The following is a 22361-nucleotide window of genomic DNA, read 5'->3' as shown; positions in this document are numbered from 1 at the left end:
ATGATTAAACGGATGCATGTAGCGGTGAATTGTTCGAATCTACAAAAGTCCTTGGATTTTTATCGTGCTTTCTTTGGTACTGAACCAACTAAGATTAAGGATAACTATGCAAAGTTTGAACTTGATGAACCATTGCTTCATTTCTCTCTTAATGTTCGACCTTTCGAGAAAAACGGTGTGTTGAATCATTTAGGTTTTCAAGTAAACGATACTGAAGAAGTTTTGGCTATGGGCGAACGTCTTCGCCATAGCAATCTTCTCACTATCGACGAAATTAACACAACTTGCTGTTATGCTGTTCAAGACAAAGTTTGGGTCTATGATCCAGACGGAAACGCTTGGGAGATCTTCTATACGAAAGAGGACTCTGAGTTCGAGTCAGCCGGAGAAGCACGTGATATGTCGCTATGTTGTGCGCCGCCTTCGGCACCTACAGCAATGAATTCACATCATTCAAAAAACAGTTATTCTAAGGAGTTTACAGATGGCTAAAAATTATCAAGCTTTACATGAAGATAAAATCTTCTTTGGTGGCGCGGCTGATGTTGAAGATATGGTCAAGAATGAAGGCGTCGAAGTCGTAGTTGATTTACGTGGAGAAGCAACAGAACGTGCTTACCCCGGTGCTAATGTTGAATGGATTCAAGTTCCGCTTGGAGATAATGCAGAGGGTCCACAGGACGTACTTTTCCAGCAAGCGATAAGCCATGTTGTAGAGGCTTACAGAGCCGGTAAAAAGGTTGGTTTCCATTGTGGAGGCGGAAGTGGTAGAACGGGTGCTGTTGCTGTTGGCACATTAATTACACTGGGTAAGAGTCAGTCCATCGATGAGGCTGAAGCTTTAGCAAAAAGCATTCGCTCCAAAGTGAATGTAAAACCTGCGCAACGCGAGGCAATCGAAAAATTGTTTAATAAGTAGGTTATTTAGAATCCTATTGTTTATAATTGACATAAAGAAGACCGCCTTATTAATAAGGCGGTCTTTTGAGCTAGCGATTTCCGTAAGCTTATTAATGAGTAATAAAAAGAACTCAAAAAAACACAACATTTTTTATTTGAGACTCTACCCCTTAACAATTTCAGCAATTACTTTGACTGTGAAATCTTTTAGTTCATTGTATCCCCATTCAGCAAGCTTCTTTGAAACCTCTTTAATTTTCCCTTCGCCATTCAATGTCGGCAAAACGTTCAACTTAGATTCTACATATTCAATACCTGCTTTTGTCATCATAATATATTCTGTAGAAGCTACGCCTTTAAGCGGGTGTTCATAAAACCTACCACCAGTAATCAAACCTTCATTATGTAATTTTCTAATCGCAATTAAAAATACATCATCACTTAACTCTAGGATACTAGCATCAATATTTTTATTCATTTCAGGTAAATCCTTTTGATACTCAAGATAAATAGCTACTAATACCTTTTGCTTTGTGTCTAAATGTTCCAATAACATCACTCCTCACTGTTTAACAATAATAATACGATAAAACTATACGTCTTTCCTGCACAAACTCTAATCCTTCTTAACTAACTAAAATATTTGCAGTATTTAAGGCAATCACAAAGGAATATTCAACTACTTCATCTGTAAGGATTACTTATGGGTATTAACAGAGTCAATAAATAAAAAGACTTTCCTACGTCTAAAGAGACGTGTGAAAGTCTTTTTATTTGCTTTCATTCTTTATTGACGCGATGGGTTTTAGGAATTGGTCTAGTTACAACACGTCGTTTTTGAAGTTACTTGCTGGGTGACTGGTGAACAGCAAGAGCTGGCTTCTTCCATTTTGATCATCTTCAATTCAATCTTTTCCGAAACACAGCATGAACTATTTTTGGTGCTACAAACCCCTGTTTCAGGTAGCTCGAGTTCGACTCTTTCCGCCGCTTCATAATCACCTACTATTGCAGCGACTATGGACCTTACTTGTTCATAACCAGTCGCCATCAAGAACGTTGGTGCTCTGCCATAGCTTTTTGAACCAACAATGTAGAAATCCTTCTCTGGTTGACGTAGCTCCTTCTCACCGTGTGGTCTTACTGTACCGCAACTATGAACATTCGGATCGATTAATGGAGCTAATTCCAATGTGCTTTCTAGGCTAGGATCAGCAATTACCCTAACTTCTCTTAAAAAGGTGAAGTCCGTTCGTGAACCAGTATTCGAAACAATTTCATCAATATCATCGATTTGAAGTAATTCGCCATGACGAGTTCCGAACACCTGAATCTTGTTTTCTTTCTGTTTGAATGCTTGGATATGAAAAGGTGTTATCACTTTAATATTCCCTGATTCAACAAGCCTTTGAATTCGTATTCCTAGTTCTCCTCTGGCTGCAAGTTGGTCCTGCTCTTTACCACCGTAAACATCCTCTACATTGGATTTTCTCAATACCCATGTGATATCAGTTTCAGGTTTTTCGCTTTTGAGTTCTCCTAGTTCCAACAATGTATTAATCGCAGAGTGGCCACTACCCACTACAAGTACTTTCTTGTTACTGTATCGAGCTTTATGCTCTTCAAGTACATCAGGTATTCCATAGAAAATCTGCTTATTTAACAATTGTTCATCGGATGTCCAGACACCTTCAGAGAGGATTGGATTGGGGTTAGTCCACGTTCCCGAAGCGTCGATAACAGCTTTAGACTCAATGCTATGACGCTCACCATTCTTCTCAATGTGTATGATAAAAGGGAGGTCGTCTCTGCCATTTGTTTTAACTTTATTTAGACCTTTTCGGCTTATAGCAACTACCTTGGAATTCAACTGAATGAATGGTTTTATTTCAGGTAGTGCTGCAAATGGTTTAAAATATTTATCAATCATTTCTAAACCTGTAGGATTTTCCGAGTTATTCGGTGCGCTCCAACCATGAGAGTCAAGTAACTTCCTCGCAGCTTTATCAATGTTGTATTCCCACGGAGAGAAGAGACGAACATGCGCCCATTGAGATATACTCGATCCCACTTCATTGCCTGCTTCAAATAATACAAAAGATTCGCCAACTGCCACTAAATGTGCTGCCGCGGCAAGTCCAACAGGTCCAGAACCTATAATAGCTACAGGTAATTCTAACTTAGATTTATCAGGAAATTGATTCATTATTTTTCAGCCTCCGTTTTTCCGTTTTATTAACAAGCACATGCACAACAAACACTTTGACTTGTTTTAGTCTTATGAAATAAACCAACAACTTTATTAAGGCTAATACTTAAGTGATTTTGTTTCCTGATGTTAACCTCTTTGACCAAATGATCTTGTTTGCCATGTTGCTCTAAATACATCAATTGTGGATTAATATCGTGGAATAACATAGAAATACACACTCCTTAATCAAATAATATTGATATATTAATCAAAAAAAATTGATTTAAAACCCAAAAAAACTTTAAGACCCGCTAGGTCTAAAAATGCAACATAGTTGCTCAGAAAGCAAACCATTAACTTCACTTTTATTAATCTCGTAGTAGCTCCAGGTGCCGATGATTTCTTTTGTTATCAAGTTGGCATCTAACAGGATTTTCAAATGATACGATAATTTAGATTGAGCCATTTCTACGATATCACATAGATCGCACACACATGTTTTTCCCCGCTGTGTTAGTTCATACATGATCTGAAGCCTCTTACGGTCGGCCAACGCTTTAAACTTCATCTCGTATGTATCAAAAAACGAGTCATTTGGTGAAGATTTTGTTGTTACCTCACTTAATGGAATGACGATTTTCATTGTTCTCACCCGATTCATTAATCAATTAATTTTGATGTAAGAACAATATATACCAATTGAAGTGAAGATGCAATACATAATCAACTTTTTTTGATTAATTATTATTTGTCGATTAATGAACTTACGCATTCGATGTATGTCTGATTTTGATCTCCTATGGGCTTCCAGTGGGGGGCCACTTAAAGAACCTTGTTTAGAGTTATTTAACGGCCTGTTAGTGGACTGAAGGGCTGCCAACTTGGCAGCCCTTCAGATGTTTAACTATTTTATTCATTTTTACTCGCATAAGATATGAATGTACTATAACGTTTCATTACCCGTTTAAACTGCGTTTTAATTGCTTCCTTAGGATTTCTAAGATCATTATATTTATCAATTGGCAAAGCATATGACCTAACGTTCCCAGGACCTGTTAGTTCATCAACTTCAAGAATGCCTCGATCCGCTAAGTTTTGAACAGCTATATCGTAATCCGATGATAAATCGGATTTCATGTTGTTTGTTGACTCCCATACTTTGATTCGTTCGATGGTTTGTTCACTTTTCCAGCGATATCCCAGCTTTCTATCACCTTTATCTTTTATATAGAGAAGCAAGAGCATCTCTATATCAGTTAGCTCATTTTCGTTAATAAACTGTTCAAGTGATTTTTCATATGGTGCCTCTTCACGATAAATCGGTATCTTAATGGTATTACGAACTTGTACCGTTTCTTGTTCTTCTTTTGGGTCATCGTCGCATTTGCCCGATATTAAATTTTCTTTATATTTGAGAACCTTTTTATAAAGATGATTATTTATACTTTGGGTATCGTAAGGTGCATAAATACCCTTCAGCCCGAATTCTTTTTTATATTTCTTGACCTTAGGAAGCTCATCATAATCAATTAAATCCTGTGGTATCGGGTCATCCACGAAATATACAAGAATTTCTTTACCTTCTTGCGCAAATAAACTTATTTCCTCCAATGAACCAGAGCCGTGCGTTGTTGTTGGAGTACCCAGTTTTGTCCAGAAGACACCAACTAGAATGTCACACTTCTTAATTAGCTGCTCATTTATTAGCTTTTGTGGATCCGCTACGTTTTGATCATATTCAGGAACCACATCATCTTCCCAACGACTAGGTAATAGGATTACACCCGTTGTTTCTGAAAATTGCTTATTCCATAAATTTATCTGATGTTCAATTTCATTTCTTTGCCTTTTAACATCTGACGGTGACGCAATTAAAACCCTTAAGACCAGAGCGTTAAAACTCACATAAATCCCTCTTTTTTATAATTTTATTTTCATTTCTTTTCATAATTATAACAGAATCACTACCTAAATAATGCCATTTTTACGGTAATAGCTAAATCTGTCCGTTCATAAATGCCACTTGTCAGTTTATAACTTTATTTTTGGCTATGAAAAATGAATAGATGAATGCAGAAAAATATTCTTGCAATACATAAAAATAGAAATTATTATAAAACTTATCCGGCGGCGCTTCGCACATAATTGTTTAGGAGGACAGCCAATGGTTAATCAAGCAAGGTCTTACGTGGTAAATGTTAAGAAGTACAGTTCGGGAGAAGATGTGGAATACGAAGTATTCCATGTTCAAGGAAATCCTTTAGTAGCGAAAAAGAACGCGATTAATAAGGCAAAATCTTTTTCAAAACAATATTCTGATGAGGATAATGTCTATCTTTTTGTCATGATTGTTGTCGAAGGGCAAGACGATTTATTTCTTGATCAGGAAGGTAATGAGGATACAATCCTAATTGACTGGCTGAATTCTTAGCATAACAAGTAAAGACCCACAGTTAAAGCTGCATCTACGGATGCAGCTTTTTCTTTAATCCATGTAGCAGATGTTTTTCCATTGCACAAAAACAAGCCCAAGGGATGCTTTCCCTAGGGCTTGTTCACCAGTGTTTCTGGATTTAAATATATTTTAACATAATTAACCTTTTTTTCGTTAATTCTCAATTGTTTAGGTAGTTGTCATTGGCTTAAGGAGAATTACTTAAAGAATGTTCTACTCCTTAAGCATCTAATCTTCTGACCATTCTTTGCTAAACTCAACCTTCATTACATCTTGAAATCTAATCCAATTCCAATTTTCTTCACCACTGAACGGATCAATGATGTCCAACCGAAATTCGCCATGTTTGCTGCGGGTCACAATGCCAGACGTAGTTCTTACCTGGTTCTTGTCATATATCGTTAGTCGGACGGTCTTTTTGTAGATTTGGGATTGGCTAAGTGTTGCCGAAATAAAATGAATTTCTTGTTCATCAAGAGCTTGTCGTTGAATAAATTGTTTTTCTTTCTGGAACCTGATTGCGGACTCTTTATGTTGAGGAAGCGTCATCCGGCTTGATTCCCATAGACCATTCATTTCTAGTTTTTTGCTCATCTATAATGCCCCCCAATTTTTCCTGCCCTATCCGTAGCTAATCCTGCTTTCATCAGACTCGAAGCACGTATAATAGCTGTATTGCCGAAACGGTCTTTGATGCCATCCACAACTCGATCAAGCTCACGCAATTTCGTCACGTCTTCGAACAAATCAAGTTGAGTAATTTCTTCCCCTGCAAGAGTTCCTAGTGTAACGCCAACCTTCCGAACGGGAAGTCCATTCCAATTACGGCGAAATATTTCTCGTACCGAGTCGTAAACTTTCAACGTATGATTTGTATTCATTGCCATCTTACGTTGTTGACTGAAACCAGTTGGAGAGTCATATGGCGAACACATACAGAAAACATGGACTGTCCCGCTTGTAAACCCCTTCGATCTAGCATCGCGGCATACTTCTTCTGTTAACTCCAGCAGTACTACGTCAACCTCTTCAACCGTCAAATAATCACGAGGAAGCGTCATCGCGTGGCCAATCGATTTCGGCGGAGTATCAAACGTGCCAGGCGTAACCGGACTATCATCGAGTCCATTTGCGGTTCTCCACATCACTTCCGCTTGAATATCTGATTGCTTTCCAAAACGTGCTCGGAACTTCTGCTTCAGTGTCGCGAGTGGGGTTTTAGCCACATGCCCAATGGTAGGCAAACCTAGTGCGACAAAGTGCCTCGTCATTCGTGAGCCAACTCCATACATCTTATCGATAGATAATGGCCAAAGGAATCGCTCGACATCATCTTTACCTATTGTAAATATGCCACTTGCATTCTTTTTTGCAAAATTATCTGTTGCCTGTTTTGCAAGTATTTTCGTTGGTCCGATCCCAATTCGAATTCTAACGTTCATGGAGGCAGCGACCTTTTGTTGTATCATTACTGCCAGTTCATCGGGCGTGCAGCCAAAATGATTGAGCGAGCCTGTCACGTCCAAGAACTGCTCATCGATTGAAAATACCTCTACGAGATCCGTATATTTCTCGTAAATTCCTGTAATTGCTAGCGAAACATCAATATATCGTTGCATATGCGGTCGCATTACAATAGCATTTGGGCATAGTTGCAATGCCTCGCCAAGACGTTGGGCTGTGGTAATACCAAAGCTTTTAGCGATTGGACATGCCGCCAAAATAATTCCTGATCTTCTGGCTGGATCCCCAGCCACAACCACTGGGAGATTATCAAGACCAGGATGAGTTGCCTTTTCAACGCTTGCATAGAATGACTGACAGTCAGAAAGGAAGATAGTCCTTTCACATTTTTTGATCATCTACATGCGCCTCCGCATATTCATCAGTGTGGTCATAAGTTCTGCTTTAACCAAACTTCGAAGCATCGTGAAATAATAGATGTATCCTCGGACTTTGTATTCTACGTTGATTCCGATTGCATTTGTTGTTGTATTTAACACTTGGATGTCACGTTTCTTCATGCAATTCTTAAGGCTTTGTATTTGGGGGTAAATATCGCTTTCGACCTCTTTCAAATAAAAAAGAACATGATTAAAGACAATCTTATCCTTATAAATCTTCAACTCCTCCATGTCCCTGGTTAACATATCAAGCAATATAGGCAATAACGTGTATTCTTTGATAATTTGAATATCCTCATCATTCTCAACTCTTGATAAAACACTCATTTTTCCACCACCAACATACGAACGTGTATTCGTGTTTTTTATTATATACCGAACACGTATTCGTTATGCAAGCGAATTTTTTAAATTTATATCCCCATATTTGGACCGAGGGTGTAAATAAGGACAAATGAAAAACACCTAATGTACCAGGAGGTGCATTAAGTGTTTCATCAATATGGGCTGACATGTTGATTTTGTGGTTGTTCTATTATTAAGAAGATTCCAAAGCGAGCATAATGATTAGTTTCAATCGATTATTTTTTATCGAATACATAACTGTTTTACCTACATTCCTACCCGTAGTGAAGTCTAACCTGCTCAGTTGGCGTAGATGATGGGAGGCTGATGCGACTGAACATTCAACAACAATGGCAATATCACTAACACACAACTCTCTCTCTAAACAAAGGGCATGTAACACTTTCATTCTTGTTTGATCTGCCAAAACTTTAAACATTCTTACTATTTGTAATAAGTTGTGATCCTGAATTGTTTCTCGAACTTTTTCTAATTTTTCGTTTGATGACGCTTTGGGTGCAATAATACTCAAACAAAATCCCCCTCCGCACGGCGAATATTCAAATATCCATTTGAATATCAGTATTACCAAATACTCGAAATCCAAACACAACATAAAAAGCGGCCAACCTAGTTAAAAGGGTGCCGCTGTTCGTATTTCATGTAAATTGAATTGGAGTGTTCTTCCTCCAAATGTGTATAAACCTTCTGCGTGACCTGATGCAACCTCTTCGAGTAAATTAGCCTTACCAAATCCAATAATCTGCTTTTTATCCATCGTAAACTTTAAATGTTCAGAAGCTTTTCCAAAAGTCTCGAGTTGATATACTTTTTTAATTGATGCTAGGAAAAAGGGTTTTGGGTTGCCCTGTCCGTAAGGCTCTAACGCGATGAAATCATCAATAATACACTTATCCCACGCCTCAATTGGATATTCTGCAAGATATCGAATAACAGGTTCAACGTCTTCCTCGAGTTCGGCAGAAGCTTGTAATGCTAAAAAAAACGCCTTCAGATGTGCAGATTCAGTTGAAATCGTTAATCCAGCAGCGGCAGTATGTCCACCAAATCTCTTCAAATACCTTGAACAGCGGGTAAGCGTATTAATCATGGAGAAATTTGTCCCATGAACGCTTCGAGCTGAACCTGTTCCATCTGTTGCAATAACAATAGCAGGTTTCTTAAATTCTTCTGTCACCCTTGCAGCAAGAATCCCTGCAATCCCTTTATGAAACTGTCCATGAACCGCTATTATCCTCCCATGATTCAAGTTATTTTGGAGGATTGTCTCTTTAAGAGATGAGTATTGAGTTTTTTGCATCTCTTTTCTTAGTAAATCTGTATTCACCATATTTTTAAAGTCTTCATGCTTTGGTTGTTCCGAGATAAAGACCTCTAATGCTTTATTGGGGTCATCAATGCGTCCGCACGAATTCAATATTGGTGCGATTTGAAAACCAATTGTGGTACTACTTACATCTTTAATTTTCAAAACGGAAAAAAAGCACTTAAGGACTTTACACGGAGCTACGTTCATTTTTTGCAGACCTTTAAAGCAAATTGCTCTATTTTCATCTGTTAATGAAACCATATCTGCGATTGTGCCAAGCGCAGCATATTCGATGTATTCCATAATTTCATTATTCAAAGGGTTTTTATCTTTCAAGATCATGAATAGTGCTTGTACTACTTTCAATGCAACTCCAGCACCACACAAGTCCTTAAACGGATATGTTTCTTCTTCCCCTTTTGGATTTAGGAACGCGAAACACTGTGGTTCTCCATCTAATATCTCGTGATGATCAGTAACAATAACATCTATTCCTTTTTGCGCAGCTGTAATTAATGCGTCATGAGCATTTGACCCATTATCAACTGTTATGATCAGGGAAGTATTGTATGGGAAATTTTGAACACTTCTGGACGTTAACCCATAGCCCTCTTCACGCAACGGTAGCCGAGCTTGAACTTCTGCTCCAAGTCTTTTTAATGCCTTGTACATAATTGCTGTTGAAGTTATCCCATCTACGTCATAATCACCGAATATCATGATCAATTCTTTGTTTACGATTGCTTTTACAATTCGTTTTAAGGCTTTCTTCATATCCTTAAATAAAAATGGACTGTGTAGTTGATCCATTGTCGGAAACAGAAAGGCTTCAATTTTTGATGTGTCATCATATCCATTGCAAAACAAATTTAGCATCACCAGCGGGTGCAAATTGTACTTACGACTGTAATACAGTATTTTTGCCTTTTGAGGATGAACATCAATAGGCAAATCAAGATGCTTCCAATTCATTATCCTTACTCCATTTCTTTGCAATGTGAACTCAAAACGCAATGGCACTTATAATGGTGATTTTATCCATATTAAGTCCGTTTCATTCAAACATATAATCAATCAATTATATGTTTGAATAATTATTGCATTTAGTGTCTATAGTTAGAATATTGAAAAATATGGAAATTTCCACGCGAGAAGAAAGGGAAGTTAAGGAGGATTGTTTTGAAGAAGGCTTTAGAAGGAAAAAAATTAAAACTCCGTTCGTTGACATTTGTACATGATCCTGATGCTGCTCAAAAATGGTTCGCACTTTATGTGGAAATTCTTACGGACCGAATCATTGATAAATCAGCAATACTAAAGGCGGACGAACATATAAATGATTTAAATTCTTTTATTGAGGGTGAACCTGTTTGACCTTAACCGTGGCTTATTACCGTAGTTCATCAGAATTACAAGAAGATTCTGTGGGGACACAGCAATTTTATGCCATGCAATACTGTTCCAATAATATGATTCTTATTGATAATGAAGTTCAGGATGAATTCGTCTCTGCCAGTCTGGTTCCGCTCATCAAGCGTAATTTATCAAAAGTTATTGAAGGAATAAAAAAAGGAGAAGTAAACACGCTCATTCTCTATAAACGAGACCGATTAGCTCGCGATGTTGTCGAGTACATGGACATTTACTCTGTGCTAAGAAAATATAATGTCCAAGTTCATTTCACAGCCTCACATGAAGCCCCCATGCGTTACGATGAGATGGGAGAATTCTACGAACTCATCATGGCAGGATTAGGTCAGCATGAAGGGGAGCAGATTAAGCGTCGTATTAGTGAAGCAAGATCCGCTACCTTTCAAAAAGGAAAACATAAAGGCAATTTACCTTACGGTTACGTAGTCAATAAAAAAACAGGGAAAATTGAAGCTTCTTCTTTTGCAAAAAAGGATATTGAACTTATTTTTTCGGAACTTCTAAGTGAGAAATACACATCACTACATAAATTAAGTTTGTTTTTAAAAAATAACAATATTTTAAAATTGCAATTAAAAGAATCAAAAAAATTTAACCCCCATTGGCATGCCAAAGCTATTGAAGATCTCGTTTCAAACCCCATGTATATGGGAATGAGGCAAATGAATTTCAACGGAAAGCTAGAACATTACACCGACAAAGATTATGTAATTATTAATGTTGAAGATTGGCTCCAAGCTCAAGATATATTACAAAAGATGAGAGAAGGCAATTTAAGAACTAAAAGACCAAAGGGATCTTTTTTATTTGATGGGATTATTATTTGTGGCGTGTGTAAAAAGCCGCTTAAAACATTAATGCGCCAACGAGTAGATGTCTGGGTAGGCGTGTATGAATGTAAAGAACATAAGATCAAATTACTCAGTGATGAAACCGATTCAGATATTTTTAATGTTTGCTGTGACTACTTCCCTACAATTCTTACAAAAGATGGCGAAGAACTTTTTAAACGCTATTTCGCCAAACAAACAGATTCAATAAAAAATGAAATTAAGTTATAGGATCAAACGATTGATCGATTAACCAGTCGAATTATTACAGGGGTAAAGCGATTATTAGGAATTGGAAATGTGAAGGAAAGAGCCGAACTAGAGAATAAACTTGTATTATTGGAGCATCATCATAAAGATATTCGTGAAAAAAAAGAACAACTACTCATTCAGACTGAAAAGCTCAAGGAGCTTCCCAACAAAATAAAAACATTTAAAGATAAAACAAAATTTGAGGCTATTTTAAAAAATTTAGAGCCTCATGAGCGACTACTGCTATTAAACGACATCATCATAAGCGCGAGTATAACAAAAGAAGGGATGGATATTAAAATGAAACATCCGTATTTAGATTCTAACGAGGTAAAGAAATGAATTCGATTCATGATGTATTATTACCAGGAAAAAAAGGTGTCTTCTACGGTCGCCACTCAACCGATGAACAAACGATTGAGACACAAATTTATGTTGCTACGAGCTTAGTCCAAGAATTTAATTGTGAAATTATCAAGCAATTCAAAGATGAAAATATTTCCGCGGCGAAGAAGAATATGGCAAAACGCCCCGGACTTGTCGATTTATTAGCTTACATCGAGGCAAATAAGGTTGATTTTGTTGTGATTTATGATCATACTCGCCTTGCAAGAAATGCAATGGAGCACCAAAAAATCAGAGGCTTTATGAATGCCAAAAAAATCCCAGTAGTCCTGAGTTCCACCCGGGACTTATACAATTCTGGTGATCTTCTTGGTCAGCTTCTGAAAGATGGATACAGTAAATATGAAGCTGATGCTATTAGGCAGCGAACTGAAGATAACCATTATAAGTTCATTAAACAAGGTGTCTATCGAGGGGGCAAGCTTCCTTACGGATACGAATTTTCGCAAGATCAATATAAATTCATGGTAATTGAAGATCAAAGAATGATTGTTAAAGAGATTTTCCAAAAATATAGCGAAGGAGAGGGACTCCATTCTATAGCAGTTTCGTTACCTGAAAAAAGTTTCCATGGACGTAACTGGAAAAAGAATGATGTAAAAATGATAATCACAAACCCATTTTATGTTGGTTATTTAACTGCAAAACGTTATCGTCAGGATTATCACAGGCAAGTTACAGATAAAGAACAGTGGATTATGGGGCTTTGTGACAGAATCGAGCCCTTTATTCAACTAGAAGAATGGGAAAATTGTTATGAATTGTATCGATCAAAAAAAGGAGGTAATGTGTCACCAAAAAAATTTAAGACCTCGTTCTTTCTACGCGATATCCTATATTGCATGAAATGTCATAAAGCGCTTAAATGCAAAAATCAAACTTACAAATATCACAACAACAAACACCACGGCAGCTCCATTTACTATTGCGAAAGTGAATCATGCAGCCTAAGGTTAATCAAAAGCGAAGTTCACATGAAATTTATCGAAGAAGAATTAACAGCCATATTTTTAAAGTATAAATCTACGTCAGCTAAGGATCTCCATTTGGAAATTCTAGAAAAACTTCAGCAGAATATTTTAAAGTTAAAAAAGCAAATTGAGTCTCTGGAGCTGCAAGTTGAAAAATATATTCTGCAAATACATCGAGCTGAAGTTGAATTTCAATCCTTAGTTTCTGATGAAAGAAAACCACAGGAATTAAAAAACAGCTTTCTTAGGTTCCGGATTCAACTGAAAGAGAAAATTACCCAGGTTAAACAGCAGATTGATGAAAAGGAGCGCAAGGCCCGTTTTATCGAGAATGTTGAATCCGATTTTAATCTAATGAAGGATACATTTAAAAAATCAATATCTTTCGAATACGATGGAGAAGACGACCCCCGCCTTCGAAGGCTAGCGCTTTATATCTTTGAACGAATTGAGATTGATCATAATTTAAATTATACAATCCAAGCACGGGTTGATTTAGACAATTTCGGACCTGTAACGCTAGGCGGCTATCTATGATAAGCCGTCTTTTTCTTTGCATTTTTATGTACTGACTTCTAGGTAATTGGGATAATCAATAAAAAAATCTAGGTCAGAGGGTAAGGAAAGGGATCCCTTTCCTTACCCTCTGACCTAGACGAAATCCTCAAAAAGGCTTGTACACTGAGGATTTGCAGAATTGTCCTAGAATAAAAAACAGTTGAAAAGCTTGTCTCGGTAATTAGGGTACAAAATAAAACAACTTATCAGGTAATCTAGGTAATTGGGTATTTGTGTAAATATTAACACACAATTACTTATCCTATTGCTGCTTGTCTGCTATAATTAATTATACGAACATATATACTGGGGTGATACTTTATGTTGCTTGATTTGTTCTCAAAAAGGAATAGGAAACCTTCAAAAAGCATTTTCACCTATGATGTGATTCCTCAAGAATTCCGAATTCAAATCATTCATATCTGGAATGACGCAATCGGAGCGTTTTCTTTAAATTATTACGATGCCAGCCCATCAAATGAAGTGTGGAACTTCATCCACAAACAGCTATCCAAAGAATATGGTTTGTTAGAATTAACTGCAAATGGTAATGACCCATTTAAGAAATGTCAAATTTATATTCAAGAAACTTCAACTGAAAGAGTCCTAGATATCGTTGAACTTAGTTTTAAGTACATTGACTTATCTATTCGTAGATGGAATCACTACGTATGTCAAAATGCAGGAATAAGTCAGAAACCTGATGATGCAATATTTGAATTAAACCAACGATTTCGAGAACACGGACTCGGCTACCAATACATTGGTGAACAGATTGTTAGAGTCGATTCCGATTTTATTTATAGAGAAGCAGTCGAACCTGCTCTTAAAGCATTATTTGAGGAAGAATTTCAAGGGGCTTCAGAGGAATTTCTTTCAGCTCACGAACATTTTCGAAAAGGAAGAAATAAAGAAGCCATTACTGATGCACTAAAAGCATTTGAGAGCGTTATGAAGACAATTTGCAAGCGAATGAAGTGGGAAGTTGCAGACAATGCGACGGCCAAACCCTTAATAAACACGCTTCTAAAGAACGAACTTATACCCATGAGTCTTCAAACACAGTTTAGTTCCTTACGAGACACATTGGAAAGCGGACTTCCTACTGTTCGAAACAAAAACAGCGGCCACGGCCAAGGTGATAAAGCGATTGATCTCCCTCCGCATCTGGTTGCTTACGCTCTCCATTTGGCCGCGACAAACATTTTATTCCTAATTGAATCTTACAAGCTTATGAAGCCTAAATAATTCCTGTATTTGGATTCATGCAAAATTCTATTAGGAACTATCTCTCTGTACGAAACAAAACTTATGAATTTGGGGATAAGAACTCGTGAAAATTAAATCAATTCAGATAGAAAACAATAAAATATTAGGCACTATTTTTCTCAACTTTTGCCATGAGAATGGGAAAGTTGCTGATACGGTAATTATTGCTGGAGAAAATGGTTGTGGGAAAAGTACACTGTTAAATATTTTGTTCGATTTCACAATTAATCAAGGTATAAATCCTGTATCACGTTCTGAAAAAAGAGTAATAACAATTGAGTTAAACGAGTCGGAACAATCGATCATAAAAAGTATTAGTCATATTGCTAATTACTGTCCAATTCATAAAAAAATTACCGAAATGGTATTATCGTTCGATTTTTCAATTATTAATGAGTGGGAATATCTCCAATTACATTTGAATTTTGAAGATCAGATTGAGAAAATACCTTCGCATGTGGTTTTTAATGATATGCAAGCGAAGACAATATTCAAATCGATTTTCTCTGATGTGGATATTAACTATAACCCTGGGAATATAAGCTACGTTACTTCAAAGAACATAGATGAAATGGTAAATTCAAGTTTTAGGTCAAACAATAACCTTGCAAACGATATTAAACAATTATTAATTGACGTCCAAGCCCTTGATGATGCAGACCATGGAAATTGGTACCGTGAAAACATCGGAAATACCGTCACAATTGAAAAATCCACATTAAGAATGCAAAGATTTGAAGAAGCTTTTCATTCAATGTTTAAGAACAAAAAATACAAATGTATTAGAAATGTGGATGGTGTTAAAAAGGTATTATTTGAAGAAAACGGCAATGAAATTGCTATCGAAGATCTGAGTTCTGGTGAAAAGCAAATCGTATTTAGAGGCAGCTTTTTATTAAAGGATAAAAAAAGTACAGATGGTGCACTAATATTGATCGATGAGCCAGAGATAAGTTTGCATCCCTCTTGGCAAAAAAGAATTATGGAATTTTACAGGAATTTATTTATAAACGAAATTGGTGAACAAACGTCTCAAATTTTTATTACTACACATTCACCCTTTATTATTCATAACAAAAATAGATTAAATGATAAGGTAATTGTGCTTCAAAGAAATCAAGACGATGTTTTATTAATACCGGATACTCCAACATTTATCGGCTGGTCGTCAGAAGAGGAGATCCAACAAGCATTCAAACTAGACATCTCCTTTGAGCGGACGAAACCATTAATAATAACTGAGGGTAAAACGGATTGGAAGCATTTAAGCAAAGCATTTTCCAAATTAGTTGAATCTAATCATCTTGAAGAATTGAACATCAATTTTCTTGAATATGGCGATGAAATAAAAATGGGATCAGACGAGCTAAAGAAAATGTGTATTCAATATTCAAAAGTCCCGCAAAATAACAAAATTATCTTTATATTTGACAGGGATGAGGATCAAATAATTAGAGACATGTGTAACATTGGTAAAAGCTATAAAAATTGGGGGAATAATGTATATTCATTAGTTATTCCAGTCCCTGCACATAGGACTGATACACCTCAAGTTTGTATCGAGTTGTATTATCACAATTATGATTTATACAAAGTTGATAAAAATGACAGAAGGTTGTTTTTAAGTAATGAGTTTAACCCACTGAGCTCAAGGCACAATGAATTGGACTTGAATTGTACTGATTCAAAAATTCGAGGTACGAAAATTTCTATCATTGACGATAAGGTTTTTGATAACAAGCACTCAAATGTAGCGCTTACAAAGAGTGACTTTTCAGATTGCATTTATAATGACGATACTTATTTTTCAGAGATTGATTTTGAACCATTTTTGGAAATTTACAGTCTAGTCAAGGAAATCATTCAAGATAAATAATGCTTTTCAAAACACATTGCAAATGAGCACTAACTTGAATATTTGTTAAACTATCCTACTCAAAAGTTGAACAGGCTGCCAATTTTGTCGGCAGCCTGTTGTCGTTGTGCTATCGTGTCCGGTTATCTAAATTGCCAAAAAAATTCAAGTTGTTAATTCTCGAAGTATGTCATCGTAATAATGTTCAATTAACTTTTCTTGAAAAGCGGATTTCCGATGTTCAAGCATTACTTGAATAAGTGATTGAAGCTGTGGCTCTTTAATGTTGGTCAGCATTGTTTCGGAATCAAACAACTCATCCGATAAACTCAGCAGATAACTTTCCGTTTCAAATCGCCAGAATTTTACTTTTGATTTCAAACGCTTCGCAAGGCTCTCCGCAATAGATAGACCTTGTGGGTCGTGGTCGCCGGAATAATAAATGACATTACCGCTTTCTGCTATTTTGTCGAGCAACATTAGTGCAGACAGTTTCATTTGACCATGCGTACAAACGATGCTTGGCATGAATGGTTTGTCTTGGAATTCCTCGATAAGACTTGAATAAAGCGATGAATTTTCAACAACGAATACTTTTTGCCTGTAAGTCTCTATTCTCTTAATTCGAAACATGTCACGTAAGAGCAGATTGCAAATCGAGTTTTCCTCAATTGCGCCATCAAGCACTTTGAACGTTTCTCCGTTATCTTTGTACCCACGAATGCCGTAACAGGACACAAAATTGAGCACATCATCACGCCATATGCCGTGACTACTTAATATATCAGTGATTTCCTCTGCATTGACGTTAGTTTTATAAATTCTACCTTCAATTTCGAGCAGAAGCTGCAAAAATGAAATTAGCAACCGACCAGCTTCCGTTTTGATATCAAAATAGTGCGGATTGTTTGTCACATCCGAAGCAAAGAGTGCAAGCCTTTTGGGCTGTTGTAACGGGAGTTTGTTTACAGCTTTAAGAGTGGCGCTTAAAACGGATCTAAGTGCCTTTTTATCTTGTTGGTACAACGCATGAACTTGAAGAGTGCCTGGTGACTTCTCCCTTATTTTTTCTAAAATAAAATCAGCATTTGAGCCGGGATGAGCCTGATGGATTTCAGTTAAGAAACATTCCTTCTCCTGTTCAAAGGTGAGTTGTTTTTCTTTATTCGTTACAATTTTTCTACCGAAATAAGTCTCCAAAAGCGTTAAGAGCGTAATGCCGGCAAATTTTGTACTTTGGAGCTTTTCTTCAAAAAGAAGCAGAGGGACGGACAACCTGTCTCCTTTTCTTTTTAATTTATCTCCGATTACACCTCGGATGGTATTGAACTCTTCATCGGTAACAGGTTCCAGGATGGCGTTGCCTCCTATGCGTTCTAAGCCTTTGTACCGTCTTTCAAACTCAATAAAAAGACGGTCGAAGCCCTTCTTTTCTCTAAAGTATTTCGCAGCCTCGTTGGCAATGCTCATAACGTGTTCCCCACCTAGTTAAAATAATGCAATTTGCGAGTTGAATGATTCGCTGTCGTCTTCCAACAATTCTTGAGATTCATCAACGGGCAGCTTTCGAATGCCGTTCCAGGTATAGGCTGTTGACATGACCACGTTCGCGTTGCCTAAACGGCTTAGAACCGCAATGTAGAGGTCCGGCACTTCTTCGTAGCAAGCCCATATCGCCTGTGAATTAAGCGTGTAGTCAAAATCGTACGATTCAATGACTTTAAATGCTTCTCTGATGTTTTTTTCATCAACGCCGGCAAAGGCTTCATCAAGCGCAAATATGCGCGGTGCATTAGGTCTCGCACTTTGAAGCCTAGCATCAACAGCCGCAAGAAGAGGAGTGTACATTGCCATTGCCCGCTCGCCGCCTGAGAAGGTGTTGAAGTTACTCTTTTTCATTTCTTTGCGCATTTCGCCCGTCTTCGTGTAATAAATGATGAACTGGTACCAATCGCGGTAATCAAGCACCTTCTTGATGTCTTCAATAAATGAAGACGTGCCACTGAGTTCGGATTTGCGTTTTGCCTCATCCACTTTGGAACGGAAGTGCTGTGCCACTTTCTTCCTGTCGGTATCTGATAACAGAATAGGGTCTTTTTCGAGAATACGCATTAAATCCACGGTATCCAATTCCTCTTCGTTCGGGTTGCTCCTTGGCGACCACACCATATCAAACTTCAAACCACTTGAAATTTGAGTGCGTTCCATAATTTCATTAATGTGAAGTACCCATTCTTTCGCGTTGCGAATTTTGCTTTTGATAATTTCCCCGACATGGTTAATAAGAATATCTTCATAAATCTCTTTGTCCTTCTCTGCCATGACATCAGCAAGGATTTTATCTTGTTCTTCGAGCTTGGTTTTTGAATAGTTAGGTGATACTCGGCGAGCCTGATATTCGAGAGTCACCTTATCCCGCTTCGCAACCATCATCAAAATATCCAGCATGCTGCTTTGGTCCGCGCTTAATTCCGGAACGTCAAGTTCAAACTCTACGGGTTCCATACTGAGGTTGTATTCTGGGAGTCCTTTATCGGCATTACCAAAGATGGTGCCCATATCACTTTTGATTTTGATTCTGTCCTTTCTCGGAAGCAAATGACCAAACTTTTGCAAAACTATGGGTGCCAGTGTATCAGGCTCCGCATCCACAGGTAAACCTAACCTTTCACCGAATTCTTTCACGTCTAGCATAAGTGCTTTTTCCCAGCATGCAATAAACCAAGTTAAGAAGCGTTGTTTTTTTTCACCGTGAGGCAGGCTGTCTTTTAACGTTATCAAAGCATTTTTTAATTCTCCGAAGGAACGGTTAATGGCAGAGAGGTCATTAGGCAATTGCTCCAACTTGTTTGAAATCAACTGTGCCAGTTCACGTATCTCATCGGCATCCATCTCTTTCAATGATGATTCATAGCTTTCAATCCTTACTGTTAGAGTTTTCATTTGACCATCGAGCGTAAGTACTGCCCCTCTAGCCTCTCCGATAGAATCTTCAATTTCCTGTATCTTTTCATCTTGGTTTTTTAGCAAAGATTGCTTATTGTCGTAAGAACGGGAGGAAATTTTCAAATTGGTCATGGCAGTTTTAAAATTTCCAAGGTTTTGGCATTCTTGATAAATAGACTGTTCGTTTCTATCGACAGATAAGGACTCGAAATCCGCATTAATTTTAGCAAGCAGTCTGTCGAGCAAGCGTTTTTGTTCCTTGAAGTTTTCGTTCGAACGCGCGAGATCTGGCTCTATAATGTCAGTGATGTAACTAATGATAGTCTCCAGTTTCCGCTTGGCTTCTTTAAGTGTGGAAAATTTGGGGAAACGCTTGAATTCTTCTTCCACTTGAATGATGACGGCTTTGCTTTCTTCAATAGCCGTTTGAAGTGCTATCAATTCGTTATCTAACCCTGCGATTGTTTGAGCCAGCAATGCAATTTTGCGCAACCGTTCTTGCTCTCTCGCGTGTTTACCAATATATTTAGCCACCCCGTAGTGCGGAGCCATACCGGAAATAAAGGAACCTTGGAATGCGCCATTATCCAAAATAAAATGTGCGTCAGCGTCCGAAACCGAAATGCCGCGCAGTACCGCTAGAACATCCGATTCCGACACCTCTTCATCACTCGCAACATCGAAATATTGCGTGAGGTTGTTTGTGGCGGTTGGGTTATTGCTGCTTAAAACGGACTGAGAACGCGCCTCGTCTTGCTGGGAAACGGGTACAATAATCGAGGTTAAAATCCCTACTTCCGTAAGCACAGACTCCAGACGAGCTTTTTGTTCTTCTGTGAGGCTTCCCTTGAACTCAACTGCAGTATAAAAAGGAACAAAAGGAATGCCTTTTGCTTTAAGTTCTGCGATTTGATTTTGTTTAGGTTCAGATAGTTCGGGTTCAATTTCTTGGTTCGTTTCCAATGCCGCCTTTTCTTGCTCCACACGGAACTTTTCTTCCGTTTTAGCTTGTTTTTGCGAAGCTAAAAATGCCTGATTAACCTGAAGAACGGACAACTGCTCATCTCGCTCCCGCAAAATCGGGGAAAGCAACTCTTCCTCGGAAACTGATTCCAAGTAGCCATTCATCATCCGTTTAACTGATGTAGTGCAATTGGAGCTGAGCCTAAGGGCATTGAGTTCCTTTATCCAGTTTTCAACTTCCATGTAGCTATCATTGCATTCTCGGTCGTATTGGTCTGCTTGGTTACTTCTAAGTTGACGCTGTGCATCCAAAACGGTTTGCTTTTCTTCAATTTGCCCACGTAATTCCGTAAGATTTCGTTTCTTTTGCTCATATTCTGACCACTGCTTATAAAGCGCATCAAGTATTTGTAGCCGAATCCGCGTCTGCGACTCCCAAAGAGAGAAATCATAACCAACTTCACTTGTGTGACGCTTGTAATGGTCGATGAAGGTATCATAAATATCCGCAAATGAAGTTTCATAAGCGATTTCTTCTAGGTTTTCTAGGGTGACTTTCATTTCTTTTTCAATTTCCCATAGCTCGTTTTCGATTTTGCGATGGGCATCCTTTTCAGAAGACAAGTTTTGTTTCTTGCTCTCAAGACGCGACGATTTTTCCTTTTTGTCAACCGTAAGTCTTTGGAGTGCATTCTTCGCGGAACTAAGTGCTTCTTCCAAATTGCTCACTTCATCGTACCTAAGCTCTGACCTTGCCTGTTTGAGTCCTTCGATTTCACTTTCAATGGCTTTAATTTGTGAATCAGCTTGGTTAAATGCTTCTGATTTAGCGTTTATTTCCTTAATAACAGCCTCATATTCGACGTTCACGCGTTGCAGTTCTTGCGCATAATCAATGTAGTGTTTTGCTTTATCCGCAAAAACATAAGAAACATAAGCGTCGTATCCTTTATCGAGCTCCTTAACGAACAATAGGTCGGCTTTTGTTTTGTCGATTTCTCGTTGCGTTTGGTCTTGAGCTTGTACGGTTGTGGTCAAAGCCGATAATTCTTGCTCGGTGAGCGCCGGCAAAGAATGATTAAGGGTATCCTTCAAATCATCAGGTCCGCCACCTTTTGTAAGTTTCGGGCTTTTCAGGCGAACAAGCACATCGGTGAACAGTTTGAGTCCGGATTCATCAGGGAAACCAAATAGCTTTTCATTGATGAGTTTGGCATAATGGTTTAAATCCACCACCTGACCGGATTCTCCAATTTCGTTTACAAATTGTTTTCTATCGAACGGAATGTTTTCGAGGGAACCGTCCAGCATCTCGGTTTTATAAAGTGACAGCGAATTTTTCCCTTTTTTAATCCGGCGATTCGGAATAACAAAGCCCCAGGCATCCTCCATCTTCCGGTTTTTTCGTTTGGCATACATGCCGATGCCGGTTGTCATATACTCTTCCTTGTCGCCAAGTTTGTACTCAACAACAACGTAACCAATACGCTCTGTAATGTCTTTGTTGAGCGATTCTTCGCCAAGTAAGATATCATAAAACTTGCGGTCGCTCGATTCAAAAGGGTCCAGGCGTTTAGGGTCCTTGTTGCCGTCTATAAGGAAGGTGAAGACCGAATTCATGGCAATGGACTTTCCTGCACCGTTGTGACCTTTAATCAGGAGTCTGCCATTTTTGAATTTATATTCTTCATTCGGGAAGTACCAATAGTTAAAAAAGATAATGCGATTTGGTTTCCAGCGTTCAATATTTTTCATG

General features: G+C 37.9%; 20 protein-coding genes. 9 read left to right on the top strand and 11 right to left on the bottom strand.

Annotated features, from left to right (window positions below):
• Positions 1 to 3 precede the first annotated feature (3 nt).
• On the top strand, positions 4 to 492 hold the full coding sequence (locus J2736_RS25635; protein WP_397341604.1) for an ArsI/CadI family heavy metal resistance metalloenzyme: 489 nt from the start codon (positions 4 to 6) through the stop codon (positions 490 to 492).
• Positions 485 to 919: a protein-tyrosine phosphatase family protein gene (locus J2736_RS25630; protein ID WP_310501433.1), complete on the top strand. Its 435-nt coding sequence runs from the start codon at positions 485 to 487 to the stop codon at positions 917 to 919. Before J2736_RS25635 ends, J2736_RS25630 begins: the two co-directional genes overlap by 8 nt.
• Positions 920 to 1063: 144 nt before the next feature.
• Here J2736_RS25630 and J2736_RS25625 read toward each other — a convergent pair whose 3' ends face one another.
• The 4 genes from J2736_RS25625 to J2736_RS25610 form a co-directional block, all read right to left on the bottom strand.
• Positions 1064 to 1450, bottom strand: coding sequence for a YjcQ family protein (locus J2736_RS25625; RefSeq protein ID WP_310501432.1), 387 nt, complete (start codon positions 1448 to 1450; stop codon positions 1064 to 1066).
• Between the two features lie 267 nt (positions 1451 to 1717).
• The gene (locus J2736_RS25620; RefSeq protein WP_310501431.1) at positions 1718 to 3106 is read right to left on the bottom strand and encodes an NAD(P)-binding domain-containing protein; all 1389 of its coding nucleotides are present in this window, start codon (positions 3104 to 3106) and stop codon (positions 1718 to 1720) included.
• A gap of 286 nt (positions 3107 to 3392) precedes the next feature.
• The gene (locus J2736_RS25615; RefSeq protein ID WP_310501494.1) at positions 3393 to 3659 is read right to left on the bottom strand and encodes an ArsR/SmtB family transcription factor; all 267 of its coding nucleotides are present in this window, start codon (positions 3657 to 3659) and stop codon (positions 3393 to 3395) included.
• A gap of 341 nt (positions 3660 to 4000) precedes the next feature.
• Entirely contained in the window at positions 4001 to 4996 is a 996-nt protein-coding gene (locus tag J2736_RS25610) for a hypothetical protein (RefSeq protein WP_310501430.1), read from the bottom strand.
• 259 nt (positions 4997 to 5255) lie between these two features.
• Between J2736_RS25610 and J2736_RS25605 the strand changes: the two genes are divergently transcribed.
• Positions 5256 to 5522, top strand: a complete 267-nt coding sequence (locus J2736_RS25605; protein WP_310501429.1) for a hypothetical protein — start codon at positions 5256 to 5258, stop codon at positions 5520 to 5522.
• 252 nt (positions 5523 to 5774) lie between these two features.
• On the opposite strand, the gene J2736_RS25600 is transcribed toward J2736_RS25605, so the two are convergent.
• The 5 genes from J2736_RS25600 to recJ form a co-directional block, all read right to left on the bottom strand.
• Positions 5775 to 6140, bottom strand: a complete 366-nt coding sequence (locus J2736_RS25600) for a YolD-like family protein (protein ID WP_310501428.1) — start codon at positions 6138 to 6140, stop codon at positions 5775 to 5777.
• Positions 6137 to 7408: a DNA polymerase IV gene (locus J2736_RS25595; RefSeq protein WP_310501427.1), complete on the bottom strand. Its 1272-nt coding sequence runs from the start codon at positions 7406 to 7408 to the stop codon at positions 6137 to 6139. Before J2736_RS25595 ends, J2736_RS25600 begins: the two co-directional genes overlap by 4 nt.
• Positions 7409 to 7777, bottom strand: coding sequence for a hypothetical protein (locus J2736_RS25590; RefSeq protein ID WP_310501426.1), 369 nt, complete (start codon positions 7775 to 7777; stop codon positions 7409 to 7411).
• Between the two features lie 211 nt (positions 7778 to 7988).
• Positions 7989 to 8327: an ArsR/SmtB family transcription factor gene (locus tag J2736_RS25585; protein ID WP_310501425.1), complete on the bottom strand. Its 339-nt coding sequence runs from the start codon at positions 8325 to 8327 to the stop codon at positions 7989 to 7991.
• A gap of 102 nt (positions 8328 to 8429) precedes the next feature.
• The gene (gene recJ / locus J2736_RS25580; RefSeq protein ID WP_310501424.1) at positions 8430 to 10097 is read right to left on the bottom strand and encodes a single-stranded-DNA-specific exonuclease RecJ; all 1668 of its coding nucleotides are present in this window, start codon (positions 10095 to 10097) and stop codon (positions 8430 to 8432) included.
• 207 nt (positions 10098 to 10304) lie between these two features.
• On the opposite strand from recJ, the gene J2736_RS25575 reads away from it, so the two are divergent.
• The 6 genes from J2736_RS25575 (at position 10305) to J2736_RS25550 (ending at position 16717) form a co-directional block, all read left to right on the top strand.
• A complete protein-coding gene (locus J2736_RS25575; RefSeq protein ID WP_310501423.1) occupies positions 10305 to 10499 on the top strand; it encodes a hypothetical protein in 195 nt (64 codons plus the stop codon).
• Positions 10496 to 11617 carry a recombinase family protein gene (locus J2736_RS25570; RefSeq protein ID WP_310501422.1) on the top strand — a complete coding sequence of 374 codons (1122 nt, stop codon included), beginning with the start codon at positions 10496 to 10498 and terminating at the stop codon, positions 11615 to 11617. The genes J2736_RS25575 and J2736_RS25570 overlap by 4 nt, the downstream gene beginning before the upstream one ends.
• A gap of 69 nt (positions 11618 to 11686) precedes the next feature.
• On the top strand, positions 11687 to 11980 hold the full coding sequence (locus tag J2736_RS25565) for a hypothetical protein (protein WP_310501421.1): 294 nt from the start codon (positions 11687 to 11689) through the stop codon (positions 11978 to 11980).
• A complete protein-coding gene (locus tag J2736_RS25560; RefSeq protein ID WP_310501420.1) occupies positions 11977 to 13551 on the top strand; it encodes a recombinase family protein in 1575 nt (524 codons plus the stop codon). The genes J2736_RS25565 and J2736_RS25560 overlap by 4 nt, the downstream gene beginning before the upstream one ends.
• Positions 13552 to 13893: 342 nt before the next feature.
• Positions 13894 to 14820 carry an STM4504/CBY_0614 family protein gene (locus tag J2736_RS25555; protein WP_310501419.1) on the top strand — a complete coding sequence of 309 codons (927 nt, stop codon included), beginning with the start codon at positions 13894 to 13896 and terminating at the stop codon, positions 14818 to 14820.
• Between the two features lie 85 nt (positions 14821 to 14905).
• Positions 14906 to 16717, top strand: coding sequence for an AAA family ATPase (locus J2736_RS25550; RefSeq protein WP_310501418.1), 1812 nt, complete (start codon positions 14906 to 14908; stop codon positions 16715 to 16717).
• Positions 16718 to 16861: 144 nt separating this feature from the next.
• Here J2736_RS25550 and J2736_RS25545 read toward each other — a convergent pair whose 3' ends face one another.
• Together J2736_RS25545 and J2736_RS25540 are read right to left on the bottom strand one after the other, a co-directional pair.
• Positions 16862 to 18166, bottom strand: coding sequence for a TIGR02679 domain-containing protein (locus J2736_RS25545; RefSeq protein WP_310501417.1), 1305 nt, complete (start codon positions 18164 to 18166; stop codon positions 16862 to 16864).
• Positions 18167 to 18184: 18 nt separating this feature from the next.
• Positions 18185 to 22360: a TIGR02680 family protein gene (locus tag J2736_RS25540; RefSeq protein ID WP_310501416.1), complete on the bottom strand. Its 4176-nt coding sequence runs from the start codon at positions 22358 to 22360 to the stop codon at positions 18185 to 18187.
• Position 22361: the final 1 nt, after the last annotated feature.

It is taken from the genome of Paenibacillus qinlingensis, from assembly GCF_031455095.1.
In the GTDB taxonomy this organism is placed as follows: domain Bacteria; phylum Bacillota; class Bacilli; order Paenibacillales; family NBRC-103111; genus Paenibacillus_E; species Paenibacillus_E qinlingensis_A.
This window is presented reverse-complemented; position numbering and strand designations above follow the sequence as displayed.

Excerpts from the sequence above, each read along its gene's own strand:
- J2736_RS25630 (WP_310501433.1), top strand. The coding sequence starts at position 485 with ATGGCTAAAAATTATCAAGCTTTACATGAAGATAAAATCTTCTTTGGT.
- J2736_RS25620 (WP_310501431.1), bottom strand. The coding sequence starts at position 3,106 with ATGAATCAATTTCCTGATAAATCTAAGTTAGAATTACCTGTAGCTATT.
- J2736_RS25615 (WP_310501494.1), bottom strand. The coding sequence starts at position 3,659 with ATGAAGTTTAAAGCGTTGGCCGACCGTAAGAGGCTTCAGATCATGTAT.
- J2736_RS25605 (WP_310501429.1), top strand. The coding sequence starts at position 5,256 with ATGGTTAATCAAGCAAGGTCTTACGTGGTAAATGTTAAGAAGTACAGT.
- J2736_RS25600 (WP_310501428.1), bottom strand. The coding sequence starts at position 6,140 with ATGAGCAAAAAACTAGAAATGAATGGTCTATGGGAATCAAGCCGGATG.
- J2736_RS25595 (WP_310501427.1), bottom strand. The coding sequence starts at position 7,408 with ATGATCAAAAAATGTGAAAGGACTATCTTCCTTTCTGACTGTCAGTCA.
- J2736_RS25590 (WP_310501426.1), bottom strand. The coding sequence starts at position 7,777 with ATGAGTGTTTTATCAAGAGTTGAGAATGATGAGGATATTCAAATTATC.
- recJ (WP_310501424.1), bottom strand. The coding sequence starts at position 10,097 with ATGAATTGGAAGCATCTTGATTTGCCTATTGATGTTCATCCTCAAAAG.
- J2736_RS25560 (WP_310501420.1), top strand. The coding sequence starts at position 11,977 with ATGAATTCGATTCATGATGTATTATTACCAGGAAAAAAAGGTGTCTTC.
- J2736_RS25555 (WP_310501419.1), top strand. The coding sequence starts at position 13,894 with ATGTTGCTTGATTTGTTCTCAAAAAGGAATAGGAAACCTTCAAAAAGC.
- J2736_RS25545 (WP_310501417.1), bottom strand. The coding sequence starts at position 18,166 with ATGAGCATTGCCAACGAGGCTGCGAAATACTTTAGAGAAAAGAAGGGC.
- J2736_RS25540 (WP_310501416.1), bottom strand. The coding sequence starts at position 22,360 with ATGAAAAATATTGAACGCTGGAAACCAAATCGCATTATCTTTTTTAAC.